The sequence below is a fragment of the Pseudomonas sp. IT-P395 genome, assembly GCF_949767675.1.
GTDB lineage: Bacteria > Pseudomonadota > Gammaproteobacteria > Pseudomonadales > Pseudomonadaceae > Aquipseudomonas.
Window position 1 is genome coordinate 200,256 of the sequence record NZ_CATKPW010000059.1, and the last position, 12,892, is coordinate 213,147.

General features: G+C 57.5%; 11 protein-coding genes. 10 read left to right on the forward strand and 1 reads right to left on the reverse strand.

What is annotated here, in order from left to right:
* Positions 1 to 132 precede the first annotated feature (132 nt).
* A complete protein-coding gene (locus ACM6IN_RS26150) occupies positions 133 to 1,815 on the forward strand; it encodes a hypothetical protein (RefSeq protein ID WP_414916968.1) in 1,683 nt (560 codons plus the stop codon).
* 49 nt (positions 1,816 to 1,864) lie between these two features.
* Positions 1,865 to 3,745, forward strand: a complete 1,881-nt coding sequence (locus tag ACM6IN_RS26155; protein WP_414916969.1) for a hypothetical protein — start codon at positions 1,865 to 1,867, stop codon at positions 3,743 to 3,745.
* A gap of 172 nt (positions 3,746 to 3,917) precedes the next feature.
* On the opposite strand, the gene uraH is transcribed toward ACM6IN_RS26155, so the two are convergent.
* The gene (gene uraH / locus ACM6IN_RS26160; protein ID WP_007913983.1) at positions 3,918 to 4,271 is read right to left on the reverse strand and encodes a hydroxyisourate hydrolase; all 354 of its coding nucleotides are present in this window, start codon (positions 4,269 to 4,271) and stop codon (positions 3,918 to 3,920) included.
* Positions 4,272 to 4,702: 431 nt separating this feature from the next.
* Between uraH and puuE the strand changes: the two genes are divergently transcribed.
* The 8 genes from puuE to ACM6IN_RS26200 all read left to right on the forward strand — a co-directional run bounded on the left by puuE (position 4,703) and on the right by ACM6IN_RS26200 (position 12,869).
* Complete coding sequence (gene puuE / locus ACM6IN_RS26165) at positions 4,703 to 5,629, forward strand: allantoinase PuuE (protein WP_007913981.1); 927 nt, start codon at positions 4,703 to 4,705, stop codon at positions 5,627 to 5,629.
* Positions 5,626 to 6,141 (forward strand): 2-oxo-4-hydroxy-4-carboxy-5-ureidoimidazoline decarboxylase, encoded by a 516-nt coding sequence (gene uraD, locus ACM6IN_RS26170; protein ID WP_007913979.1) that lies wholly within the window; start codon positions 5,626 to 5,628, stop codon positions 6,139 to 6,141. Before puuE ends, uraD begins: the two co-directional genes overlap by 4 nt.
* 88 nt (positions 6,142 to 6,229) lie before the next feature.
* Positions 6,230 to 7,225 carry an allantoicase gene (alc, locus tag ACM6IN_RS26175; protein ID WP_007913974.1) on the forward strand — a complete coding sequence of 332 codons (996 nt, stop codon included), beginning with the start codon at positions 6,230 to 6,232 and terminating at the stop codon, positions 7,223 to 7,225.
* Positions 7,226 to 7,366: 141 nt separating this feature from the next.
* Positions 7,367 to 7,870, forward strand: coding sequence for an ureidoglycolate lyase (locus tag ACM6IN_RS26180; RefSeq protein ID WP_016982872.1), 504 nt, complete (start codon positions 7,367 to 7,369; stop codon positions 7,868 to 7,870).
* Between the two features lie 51 nt (positions 7,871 to 7,921).
* Positions 7,922 to 9,235, forward strand: a complete 1,314-nt coding sequence (locus tag ACM6IN_RS26185) for a urate hydroxylase PuuD (RefSeq protein WP_007913971.1) — start codon at positions 7,922 to 7,924, stop codon at positions 9,233 to 9,235.
* A gap of 169 nt (positions 9,236 to 9,404) precedes the next feature.
* The gene (locus ACM6IN_RS26190; protein ID WP_007913967.1) at positions 9,405 to 10,763 is read left to right on the forward strand and encodes a nucleobase:cation symporter-2 family protein; all 1,359 of its coding nucleotides are present in this window, start codon (positions 9,405 to 9,407) and stop codon (positions 10,761 to 10,763) included.
* Between the two features lie 162 nt (positions 10,764 to 10,925).
* Positions 10,926 to 11,711, forward strand: a complete 786-nt coding sequence (locus ACM6IN_RS26195; protein ID WP_016982869.1) for an outer membrane protein OmpK — start codon at positions 10,926 to 10,928, stop codon at positions 11,709 to 11,711.
* A 372-nt stretch (positions 11,712 to 12,083) separates the two neighbouring features.
* Positions 12,084 to 12,869, forward strand: coding sequence for an outer membrane protein OmpK (locus tag ACM6IN_RS26200; protein WP_007913962.1), 786 nt, complete (start codon positions 12,084 to 12,086; stop codon positions 12,867 to 12,869).
* Positions 12,870 to 12,892: the final 23 nt, after the last annotated feature.

Sequence of the window (12,892 nt, forward strand, 5' to 3'; positions counted from 1 at the left end):
GTGGCCGGGGTCACTGCGCCCGATGCTCGCCCAAATATGGCAAACACATCTCCCCGACTACCGGCAACCACAACACTCCCCGCAGCGCTGCCGGACGCCTCGGCGCAGCCCCCGTCAGTGCAGGTCAACGACATGCCTGCATCCTACTCAGCGCAAGTTGCGTCAGCACTGCGAGCAATCACCTGGCCTGCCGATCAAGCCCATCTGCTACAACGGCTGGATCACGACAGCGGTCTGTTCACCAGTCCGGATGGCAAGTTATATGCCCGTGTTGAGAATGAAGGCCATCTGCTGGTCGAGATGCAGCACGATGGCCGCTATCAGATTCCCTTCAATTTCTCCCCGCGTCTGCCTGGCCCCTTCTTGATCAGAACAGAACGCCAGCCCGTCTGGACGTTCGAACGGCCGGGTTGGCTGGCGCACAACTCGGAAAGTGACCGGCGAAATGCAGCCGCCGCCGAGAGTCTTGCTGCGGAACAGCCGACCTACCTGGCACCCGATGCAGCGGCCCTGCTCTCCCCCTCCCGGCAGACGCCAGACGGAATCCGCTACGACAAGCACCGCAAAACCTATATCGATACGGCCGAAGGAACCGTCATGGTGCGAAAAAACGCCAACGGTGAGTATCAGCAAAGCTCTGCGACCGTGCGCGATGCCTCCGCATTATTGTTCGAACAGATTCCCGGGACGCGACTGTGGCGCCGCAAAACCGGTTCTGAACCGGAGCGTTCGCTACAGGAAAAACGCAAAGCCTCAAACGATACGCCGGAGCCCATGGCCGTCCCGGGCAAGCGTCTGCATCAGGAAGAAGGGACAGATGCCAGCCAAGCGCTGACCGAAAGCTTGCTGTCCGCCAATCCCGAGGCGATCAACTTGAGTTTCGGGTTATGGCGAAACTGGGGACAGAGTGTCCGTCCACAGGTGGGCCATCATATCGAGATAGACGGGCAGTATTACCGGGTGATGCAACAGAACATGAGTGCCAACCCGCGACTGGTCTATCTGCAACATCCGTTGTTCTCACCCGTCTTGTACGACACCTTCGAATACATGCTGCGGGAAAACCCGTCGTTGCAGCCCAAGTGGGCGGTTAAACAGAACAACCAATGGACAGTGCTGGACAGTGTCGTGCCTTTTGAGATGCCGCTCACTCAATACATTTCCAGAACCTTCAAATACCTGTCGGATCAATCGGTCAACTCACTCGCCCGAGCCATGTTCAATCAGGCAAACCGATCTGAAATCATCATTGCCCCCGGTTTGGCGCTCATGAATCAAGTGTTTCGTTACTGGGCCAACAGGGATCAGCACACAGCGCCGCGTCGAGAACTGGCTGACCCGTTACTGATGTTACGGCCTCTTTACGGACCGGAAGAAACCCTGGCGATTCCCTCCTCGCTGGGTGAAGGCTTGATGCGACTGGATTTTGATCCCGGACGCTTTTCCCGGCATTGGAACGAGTACGCCGCGGCGCCAACCGGGCCCAATTTGCGCACGCTGTTCAGTCAGCTGCTGAAGGATGACGGGTACGTGCTGAACCACTCGACAAACACGCTTGCCGAGAACGAATTGCTCTTTTACCGGGAAAGAATCGACCACGTATTTGTGCTGAAACTGCCTCCTCTTATTAACGGGAGGTTGCAGCGACTTCAGCCTGAGCGTTTCGAGCGCAGTGAGGCCGTGGTGCAAACATCCAGCAGCGAACCAAAGCCGCTGTCGGCTTACAGCAAAGATAAAAAGATCAGCTACCTGCTGGGTGGAACCCAGACAGATGTTCTGGGGCAAACAACGCTGTTCATTTTCAAAGACCGGTGATTGAGCAGAACAGTGAGGAATAAACCATGAATCGCTCAGAGAAAGTTGAATGACCAGACCCACAAAGACCACGGTTCGCCCTGCGTCGCCCGATACCTCGACGACCAACAGGTCTAACGCTGGCAATGGCAGCGGAACGAATCCTGGCGGCTCCAACATTTTTGCGCCAGGTACGAATCGACTGCCGGGGCCATCCACTTCCACTCCGTCTGGCAGCGAAGTAACTGATTACCCACATATAGTGGTGAGTCACATCACCGACCCGGTAATCACCGAAGCCAATGCCAGACTGGCCGAAATATCCCTGCCGGTTTTACAAACCCATCTGCTGCGGCCGCACGAGTCCGTCGACGGATTATTCGTGGCCCCGGGCGGTCAGACTTACGCGCACCTGGAAGATGGCCTCCATTACCGGATTGAACGCAACGCAGCCGGTGACTATCAGATTCCCTGGCCAGCAGCGCCAGGCGTGACACCACCGATTCTGAAAAAAATCGTTGGCCTGCCACTGTGGCGAGTCGAGGCCCAGTGGTACACGGCTCAATCCAGACAGAGGAAGCTATCGGCGCAACGGATTACCGAACCGTCACACGCGATTCCCCTCGTCGACCCGCACCTGGCGGCCCTTCTTCCTGCCGCGCAAGGCTCCCCGGACGGCATCCGCAAAGGACCGCGCGGGAGAATCTATGTCGATATCGCCGACGGAACCATCCTGGTTCGCAGGAATGAACAAGGCGAATACAAACTGGCGTCTGCAACGACGACCAATGTGCCGGATATAACGTTCGAGCAGATTCCAGGGCAATTCGTCTGGCGCCGCAAGTTGCAGGCCTTCGCCAATACGCAGCAGGATCCGAAGCCAGACAGTTCTCCAGGCCTCACTCAGCCAGAAAAACCCGGCCCCAGCCCAAGCAAGCGCCCTCGACTGCCAGAAGACAGTGATCCTCTGGATCCCTTCGTACTTATGGGCATCAGTGAACTATGGAAAGGCTGGGGAACAACGAAACCGCCAGCCGGCGTCTCCGTGGAAATCAGCGGCAAGCACTTTGCGCTACTTGACCAGCCTACCTACGCCTCTGACGGTTTTGCCTTCATCAAGCCTCCTCAATTCTCTGCTTATCGTTTCGATGCTTTTGAACAGTTGCTGCTGACCAATCCTGAGTTACAACCCAGGGGGGTGGTGAAGTCGGCGGACTGGACGGCGCAAGGCAGTGAAGCATGGAAAATTGTAGGGAGTCGGCCATTTGAAAAAAGCCTGGCCCAATATGTCAGCGATCAGTTCCCCTTCCTTTCTGATCACTCTGCAAGCAAAGCCGCACAGGAAATGTTCAATCGGGCCAGTCACTCCAATGAACTGACCGGGTCCGGGATCAGTGCACTGGTCGAGACTTTCAAGTACTGGGAAAATCGTTCTATGTTCGTGGGCGATAACAGAGTCGTTCGTCAAGACTTGAGCGACCCGCTGATGCTTCTCTCGCCGCTTGCAGCCGACGTAAATGGCTACACGCGTGTGCCGCTCCCGTCCGCTGAAGGTCTGCAAAGAATCGACTTCAATCCGAAGCTGTTATCCGGCTCACAACATCAAAGGGGTCGCCGAACAACGCGGACACTTTTCAAAGATCTTCTCAGCGCACATGGCTACTACATTGCCCATGATTTTGGCGCCAGCCAGGGGAATGCCTTATTGATCAAGCGAACGGGTGTCGACCATATTTTCATCATGTTCATGGACAGGATTCAGAACAAAACTGTTTTTCTCTCCGACCCAATTACCTGGCTCAAAAAAAGAGTCCTTGTCGACAACATGGACGCCCAGATCAACGACGACCTGATGGAACATTTGCACACGAACAGGATAATTTTTTTGCTGGGCACCAACGAGCCTCTCCCAACTCACGAATACAACCTTGTCGTCAGCCGACACAGCTGAATAACCTTATCGTTAATGCTTACCCGAACGCGAAGCCGCGCGTTCCAGAGTTCTCCGGGGCGCGCGGCCATGCACAAAATACAGGCATAAAAAAAGCCCGCAGTGTGAGCGGGCGAAAGACCAAAGAAGCTATATGCGCAGTCGCTTCCCGGTGGGGGCAGCTGCTTGGGGGTCAGCTGCCCCGGTACGTGGAATAGCTGTACGGCGAAATCAGCAAAGGAACATGGTAGTGATCCTGTTCGGCAGAGATACCGAAGCGCAGCACAACCACGTCGAGGAATGCCGGTTCCGGCAACTGAACGCCACGGGCGCGGTAGTAATCGCCTGCATGGAACTGAACCTGATAAACGCCGGTACGATAATCATCGCCTTGCAGCAGCGGTGCATCGACCCGGCCATCGCTGTTGGTGACGGCACTGGCGACCAATTCCAGGTGCGAACCTTCAACGCGGTACAGCTCGACCTTGATCGAACTGCCCGGGCAACCGTGTGCAGCGTCCAAAACGTGTGTAGTCAAACGTCCCATTGATTCTGCGCGCCTGCCTGCACGGAGCAGTCAGACCTCGCGCCTCCCGAAGTCAGATAAAAAGGAGACCGCACCGATTCGGAGCACGAAAAGCTGCGGCGAGCGATTGATTAAGACACTTTTCAAAAAAATTGTACACAATAAAAACGACATTTTTCACATCACCCCCGCCATTCGGGGGTTTCCTCGCGTTCTGCCAGCAACACGCCAATTCATTGCACCTCCTATCCATTAGCTGACTGGTCAGGCAGGTTTCTTGCAGGCTCACGCCAATAGCAGGAAAAGATGACAGTCGGTGAAAAATGCGAAAATTCAGGCTTACAAATTGCGAATAAAGTTGTATACAATCAGCCCATCGCTGTGACGCCAGCCTGTTAATTCACCGCCAGGCCGCCACACCAATCTGTCAACGAATAAGAAGGAAGACTGCAGTGAGCGCTGACTACCCACGCGACCTGATCGGTTACGGCAGTAACCCTCCTCACCCACACTGGCCGGGCAATGCCCGCATCGCCCTGTCCTTCGTACTCAATTACGAAGAAGGCGGCGAGCGCAACATTTTGCATGGCGATAAAGAGTCCGAAGCCTTCCTCTCCGAAATGGTTGCCGCTCAGCCGCTGCAAGGCGCGCGCAACATGAGCATGGAATCGCTTTACGAGTATGGCAGCCGTGCCGGCGTCTGGCGGATCCTGAAACTGTTCAAGGAATTCGATATTCCGCTGACCATTTTCGCGGTGGCCATGGCCGCTCAGCGCCACCCGGATGTGATCCGTGCGATGGTCGATGCCGGCCACGAGATTTGCAGCCACGGCTACCGCTGGATCGACTACCAGTACATGGACGAAGCGCAGGAACGCGAGCACATGCTCGAAGCGATCCGCGTCCTCACCGAAATCACCGGCGAGCGCCCACTGGGTTGGTACACCGGCCGCACCGGCCCGAACACTCGTCGCCTGGTCATGGAAGAAGGTGGTTTCCTCTACGACTGCGACACCTACGACGACGACCTGCCCTACTGGGAACCGAACAACCCGACCGGCAAACCGCATCTGGTGATCCCGTACACCCTCGACACCAACGACATGCGCTTCACCCAAGTGCAGGGTTTCAACAAGGGTGACGACTTCTTCGAATACCTCAAAGACGCGTTCGACGTGCTCTATGCCGAAGGCGCTGAAGCACCGAAGATGCTCTCGATCGGTCTGCACTGCCGCCTGATCGGCCGTCCGGGTCGCCTCGCGTCGCTCAAACGCTTTATCGAATACGCCAAAAGTCATGAACAGGTGTGGTTCAGCCGTCGCGTCGACATCGCGCGTCACTGGCACGAAACCCACCCGTACCAAGGGGCCGCCAAATGAGCCGCTTTCAAACCCTGCAACCGTCGAGCCTGAGCCGCGACGCCTTCGTCAAAGCTTTTGCCGACATCTATGAACATTCGCCATGGGTGGCCGAGAAGGCCTACGACCTGGGCGCAGATGCCTCGATCGACGAGATCGAAACCCTGCACCAGCGCATGAGCGACATCCTGTTGAGCGCCGATCACGCCAGCCAGCTTGCGCTGATCAACGCTCACCCGGACCTGGCCGGCAAAGCTGCCGTCCAGGGCCAACTGACCGAAGCCAGCACCAATGAACAGGCTGGCGCCGGTATTCACCAATGCACGGCCGAAGAGTTCCAGCGCTTCACCGAGCTGAACGACGCCTACAAAGCCAAGTTCAAGTTTCCCTTCATCATGGCGGTAAAAGGCAGCAACCGGCATCAGATCCTCGCGGCGTTCGAAACGCGTATTCACAATTCGGTCGACACCGAGTTCAAATGCGCGCTGGCGGAGATCAACAAGATCGCCCTGTTCCGTTTACTGACTCTTTAGCGAAGCCTGACCCGAGTGCATCAGACGCGGAGAGCACCCAGGGTCTTGCAAGCATCCCCAGCCACTTTTTTAAAGGCAGACAAGAAGAATGAAAGCTTACGCCGTACCTTTCGAAAAATTCGTCAACCTGGCCGATGCCCGTCTGGGCACCAAAATCATCTCGGTCACCGATGACTGGTTCGCAGACGCCAATCGTCTGTTCCAACCGACCCCGGCCGTATGGAAGGAGGGCGTGTTCGATGACAACGGCAAGTGGATGGACGGCTGGGAATCGCGCCGCAAGCGCTTCGAAGGCTTCGACAGCGCCGTGATCCGTCTGGGCGTACCGGGCTCGATCAAAGGCGTGGACATCGACACTTCATTCTTCACCGGCAACTTCCCGCCATCGGCCTCTCTGGAAGCGTGCTTCCTGGCGTCGGGCGAGCCTGATGAAAACACCCAGTGGACTGAAGTGCTGTCGGCCGTCGAGCTGCAGGGCAACAGCCACCACTACCACGAAATCAGCAACGACCAAGCGTTCAGCCACCTGCGCTTCAACATCTACCCGGACGGCGGTGTAGCCCGTCTGCGCGTGTACGGCATCCCGTTCCGCGACTGGTCGGCGGTTGGCGATAACGAGCAAGTCGATCTGGCAGCAGCCCTCAATGGTGGCCGCGCCCTCGCCTGCTCCGACGAACACTTCGGCCGCATGAGCAACATCCTCAACCCGGGCCGTGGCATCAACATGGGCGACGGCTGGGAAACTGCACGTCGTCGCACGCCGGGCAATGACTGGGTGATCGTCGCGCTGGGTCACCCGGGCGAGATCGAGAAGATCGTCGTCGACACCCTGCACTTCAAAGGCAACTACCCGGACACCTGCTCAATCCAGGGCGCGTTCGTCAAGGGCGGTACTGACAGCCAGATCGAAACCCAATCGCTGTTCTGGCGTGAACTGCTGCCAAGCCAGAAGCTGGAGATGCACGCCGAACACACCTTCGTCGAGCAGATCAAGGCACTGGGCCCGATCACTCACATCCGCCTGAACGTGTTCCCGGATGGTGGTGTGAGCCGCCTGCGCGTTCTCGGCAAGGTCGCTAAATAACAACGCAATGATCGTTCCCACGCTTTGCGTGGGAATGCATCACTGGACGCTCTGCGTCCACTCTGGATGTGACGCGGAGCGTCACGGGCTGCATTCCCACGCGGAGCGTGGGAACGATCACTCAACGAAAAGAAGAACAGCATGCGCACACTAACGATTGAACCGCTGACCAAAGAAGCCTTCGCCCCTTTCGGTGACGTGATCGAAACCGACGGCAGCGATCACTTCATGATCAACAACGGTTCGACCATGCGCTTCCACAAACTGGCGACGGTCGAAACCGCTCAGCCTGAGGACAACGCGATCATCAGCATTTTCCGCGCCGACGCGCAGGACATGCCGCTGACCGTTTGCATGCTGGAACGCCATCCGCTGGGCAGCCAGGCTTTCATTCCGCTGCTCGGCAACCCCTTTCTGATCGTGGTCGCGCCACTTGGCGATGAACCTGTATCAGGCTTGGTCCGCGCCTTCGTCACCAACGGCAGGCAGGGCATTAATTACCATCGCGGCGTTTGGCACCACCCGGTGCTGACGATCGAAAAGCGGGATGACTTCCTGGTGGTTGATCGCAGTGGCACAGGCAATAACTGCGATGAGCATTTTTTCAAAGAGGATGAGCGTTTGATCCTCGCCCCCCACCAATAAGAGAAGGTCTGATCACTCGACAACAAGAGTGACAGGCGAGAGGTAAAGACTGTGGAAGCACATCTGTTGGAATGGCTGAACCTGAGCGTGCGCTGGGTTCACATGATTACTGGCGTGGCCTGGATCGGCGCGTCGTTCTACTTCGTCTGGCTGGAGAACAACCTCAACCGCGTCAACCCGAAAACCGGTCTGGCCGGTGACCTGTGGGCGATCCACGGTGGCGGTATCTATCACCTCGAAAAATACAAACTGGCCCCGCCGGCGATGCCGGAGAACCTGCACTGGTTCAAATGGGAAGCCTACTTCACCTGGATGTCGGGGATCGCGCTGCTGTGCGTGGTGTTCTACTCCAATCCAACGCTCTACCTGCTGGCTCCGGGCAGCACCCTGAGCGGCCCTGAAGGCGTGGCCATCGGTATCGGCTCGCTGTTTATCGGCTGGTTCATCTACTCCTTCCTGTGCGACTCGGCCCTGGGCAAACGCCCTGCTCTGCTCGGTTTCATTCTGTTCGTGCTGATCATCGGCGCGGCGTATGGCTTCAGCAAAGTGTTCAGCGGTCGTGGTGCGTACCTGCATGTCGGCGCGATCATCGGCACCATCATGGTCGGCAACGTGTTCCGCATCATCATGCCGGCGCAACGCGCACTGGTCGCGGCGATTGCCGAAAACCGCACGCCGGATCCGGCGCTGCCAGCCAAAGGCTTGCTGCGTTCGCGTCACAACAACTACTTCACCCTGCCGGTGCTGTTCATCATGATCAGCAACCACTTCCCGAGCACCTATGGCAGCCAGTACAACTGGTTGATCCTGGCCGGGATCGCGGTGTTGGCGGTGTTGGTGCGTCACTACTTCAACACCCGTCATGACAGCCACAAGTTTGCCTGGACCCTGCCAGTGGCAGCGGTGGGCATGATCAGTCTGGCGTACGTCACCGGCCCAATGCCGATGTCGACCGCGCCGGAAGTGGCCAAGGCGCCAGCGAAAATCGAGTACCAACCGCTGCCGGAAACGGCATTGGGCGGTGGCTTGAAACCGGCTGAAGCGGCGGCACCTGCTGCTCCGGCAGCCCCTGCCGCAGCACCGGCGCAAGCCTCCAACGCAGGTCCGGCCTTTGACAAAGTGCACAACGTGATTCAAGAACGTTGCGCGGTTTGCCACTCGGCCAAACCAACCAGTCCGTTGTTCAGCGCAGCTCCGGCGGGTGTGATGCTCGACACCCCTGAGCAGATCCGTCAGAACGCGGCACGCATCCAGGCGCAAGCCATCACCACGCAGATCATGCCACTGGGCAACATCACGCAGATGACCCAGCAGGAACGTGACCTGATCGGTGCATGGATCGCCCAGGGAGCACAGACCAACTAAGCAGTAAAAGCATCGCTGGCAAGCCAGCTCCCACAGGGTTTTGCACTGCCTGTGTGGGAGCTGGCTTGCCAGCGATTCGCCGCAACGCGGTTTTTACCTGATGCAAATAAACAGCTGTGAGCAACCCGGCAGCTGTTAATCACAAGAATAAAAAGATCCGAGGTGTTGCATGTCCGAGCTGTCCAAAGCGCGCATCCCCGACGCACCCGCCATTCAGCGATTGCCCCTTTTGCAACTGATCCTGGTCGGTTTGCAACATGTTCTGCTGATGTACGGCGGTGCCATCGCGGTGCCGCTGATCATTGGACAGGCCGCTGGCCTGAGTCGTGAAGAAATTGCCTTCCTGATCAACGCCGACCTGCTGGTCGCCGGTATCGCCACCATCGTCCAGTCCATGGGCATCGGCCCGATGGGCATTCGCATGCCGGTGATGATGGGTGCCAGTTTTGCTGCAGTCGGCAGCATGGTCGCCATGGCCGGCATGCCCGGTATCGGTCTGCAAGGCATCTTCGGTGCGACGATCGCTGCCGGTTTCTTCGGCATGCTCATCGCGCCGTTCATGTCCAAGGTCGTGCGCTTTTTCCCGCCGCTGGTGACCGGCACGGTCATCACCTCGATCGGTTTGTCGCTGTTCCCCGTGGCCGTGAACTGGGCCGGTGGTGGCGCTGCCGCTGCGCAATTCGGCTCACCGATTTATCTGGCCATCGCCGCATTGGTGTTGGGCACTATTCTGCTGGTGCACCGCTTCATGCGCGGTTTCTGGGTCAACATTTCCGTACTGATCGGCATGTGCTTCGGCTACATCCTATGCGGCGCGATTGGCATGGTCGACCTGAGCGGCATGGCCAACGCGCCATGGGTTCAGTTCGTCACTCCGCTGCATTTCGGCATGCCGAAATTCGAACTGGCACCGATCCTGTCGATGTGTCTGGTAGTCGTCATCATCTTTGTAGAATCCACCGGGATGTTCCTCGCGCTGGGCAAGATCACCGGCCAGGAAGTCTGCCCGCGCATGCTACGTCGCGGCTTGCTGTGTGATGCCGGCGCCTCGTTTGTCGCTGGTTTCTTCAACACCTTCACCCACTCCTCGTTCGCGCAGAACATCGGTTTGGTGCAGATGACTGGTGTACGTTGCCGCTCGGTGACCATCGTTGCCGGTGGCTTGCTGATCGTGTTGAGCCTGCTGCCGAAAGCAGCGTTTCTGGTGGCGTCGATTCCGCCAGCGGTACTCGGTGGCGCGGCGATTGCGATGTTCGGCATGGTTGCCGCGACCGGCATCAAGATTCTCCAGGAAGCCGACATCGGTGACCGTCGCAACCAGTTGCTGGTGGCGGTGAGCATCGGCATGGGCCTGATCCCCGTGGTACGCCCGGAATTCTTCGCGCACCTGCCGCTGTGGATGAGCCCGATTACCCACAGCGGCATCGCCATGGCCACGCTCAGCGCGCTGACGTTGAACCTGCTGTTCAACATTCTCGGCGGCAAAGAGCGTGCGGCCATTAACGATTGCCACGCACACCAGCATTAACTGAAAAACGCTATCCCCCTGTAGGAGTGAGCCTGCTCGCGATGTCGTTATCAGATTCAACAGATTCGTTGACTGATTCACCGCTATCGCGAGCAGGCTCACTCCTACAAGGGCGCGCAACAGCTCTGCGCCTCAAACAATAAAAACAAGAGGGAGCAACAGATGATTCGCACGCAAACCAACGTTCTGTTGAGTGGCGGCCTGCTGGCCGCGAGTCAGGCCATGGCCGGCGATCTGCTGCTGTGGCAAACCAACAGCCTCAGCTACCTGTACGGCAAGAACTTCGCGATCAACCCGTCGATCCAGCAGACGCTGACCTTCGAGCACGCCGACAAGTGGAAATACGGCGACAACTTCCTGTTCGTCGACAAGATCTTCTACAACGGCAAGGAAGACGCGAACAAAGGCCCGCACGCCTTCTACGGTGAATTCACCCCACGCTTTTCGTTCGGCAAGATCTTCGACCAGAAACTCGAGTTCGGCCCGATCAAAGACGTCCTGCTGGCGATGACTTACGAATACGGCGAAGGCGACAGCGAGGCCTATCTGATCGGCCCCGGCTTCGACCTCAAGGTGCCCGGCTTCAACTACGTAACCCTGAACATCTTCCGCCGCCAGACCGAAGGCCCACGCCCCGGTGACGGCGTCTGGCAGATCACCCCCGGCTGGTCCTACAGCTTTCCCCTGGGCAATTCCGATGTGCTGATCGACGGCTACCTCGATTGGGTGGTCGACAACGATGAGAACTCGCGCGGCACCTACCACGCCAACCTGCACATCAATCCGCAGATCAAATATGACTTGGGCAAAGCCTTGGGCTGGAGCCACAAGCAACTGTATGTCGGCACCGAATACAGCTATTGGAAAAATAAATACGGCGTCGAAAACACCCACAACTTCGACACCAACCAGAACACCGCCAGCCTGCTGGTCAAGGTGCACTTTTAAGATGGCCCGCAACCGTGCCCCATACCTGTCGTCGGTGCTCTGTTGCGGGGCACTTGAGACCTGGCCGTTGAGTCAGTATTCTCCGCGGCCTCTTGAATTCGGTCTAAAAAAAAGCCCGAATTTAATTCCTGACCGAAAAGCCAACTTATCCCGGCCCGGTCAGTACCGAGGCATCCCGAAAACACACTTAATCGACTGTTTTTCAGCAGCCGAGCGGGTGTTTTTTTGCTTTTCGAAAGCCTTGGCTCGGCTCTTGCTAACAGCAACGAAGCTGACCGATCGGATGACTTTTGCAGCAACGAAAAAAGGCGCCACACCAGAGCGCCGATCTTAAAAAAAATAACGTGGAACACCTACTTTGGGAGCAACCGAATGAAACGTATGTGCACCAGCCTGATGCTCGCGGGATCGATGTTGGCCGGCGGCCAGGCCATGGCCGAAGGCCTGCTGCAGTGGCAGAACAACAGCCTGACCTACCTGTATGGCAAGGACTTCCAGGTCAACCCGCGCATCCAGCAGACCGTCACCTTCGAGCACGCCGATGCGTGGAAGTACGGGGATAACTTCTTCTTCCTCGACAAGATCTTCTACAACGGTGGCAAGGACTTCAGCAACGGTCCGAACACTTACTACGGTGAGTTCAGCCCGCGCATCTCGCTGGGCAAAGTGCTCGACCAGAAGATCGAGTTCGGCCCGATCAAAGACGTGCTGGTGGCGATGACTTACGAGTTCGGCGAAGGCGATACCGAGTCGTACCTGATCGGTCCAGGCTTCGACCTGGCAATCCCGGGCTTCGACTACTTCCAGTTGAACTTCTACCAGCGTCACACCCAAGGTGCTCGCGCCGGTGACAACGTCTGGCAGATCACTCCGGTCTGGTCCTACACCATCCCGGTCGGCAAGTCGGACATCCTGATCGACGGCTTCATGGACTGGGTCACCGACAACGACTCCAACTCCAAAGGCGATTACCACGCCAACCTGCACTTCAACCCACAGGTCAAATACGACCTGGGCAAGGCGCTGAGTTTCGGCGAGAAGCAGTTGTATGTCGGTGTTGAATACGACTACTGGAAAGACAAGTACGGCATCGACGACACCGGTGCGTTCAAGACCAATCAGAGCACCACGAGCTTCCTGGTGAAGTTCCACTTCTGATAAAAATCAAAAGATCGCAGGCT

Bases quoted from the DNA above. Each gene is read 5' to 3' on its own strand.
- uraH (WP_007913983.1), bottom strand. From the start codon at position 4,271: ATGGGACGTTTGACTACACACGTTTTGGACGCTGCACACGGTTGCCCG.
- ACM6IN_RS26200 (WP_007913962.1), top strand. From the start codon at position 12,084: ATGAAACGTATGTGCACCAGCCTGATGCTCGCGGGATCGATGTTGGCC.
- ACM6IN_RS26190 (WP_007913967.1), top strand. From the start codon at position 9,405: ATGTCCGAGCTGTCCAAAGCGCGCATCCCCGACGCACCCGCCATTCAG.
- uraD (WP_007913979.1), top strand. From the start codon at position 5,626: ATGAGCCGCTTTCAAACCCTGCAACCGTCGAGCCTGAGCCGCGACGCC.
- alc (WP_007913974.1), top strand. From the start codon at position 6,230: ATGAAAGCTTACGCCGTACCTTTCGAAAAATTCGTCAACCTGGCCGAT.
- ACM6IN_RS26155 (WP_414916969.1), top strand. From the start codon at position 1,865: ATGACCAGACCCACAAAGACCACGGTTCGCCCTGCGTCGCCCGATACC.
- ACM6IN_RS26180 (WP_016982872.1), top strand. From the start codon at position 7,367: ATGCGCACACTAACGATTGAACCGCTGACCAAAGAAGCCTTCGCCCCT.
- ACM6IN_RS26195 (WP_016982869.1), top strand. From the start codon at position 10,926: ATGATTCGCACGCAAACCAACGTTCTGTTGAGTGGCGGCCTGCTGGCC.
- ACM6IN_RS26150 (WP_414916968.1), top strand. From the start codon at position 133: ATGCCTGCATCCTACTCAGCGCAAGTTGCGTCAGCACTGCGAGCAATC.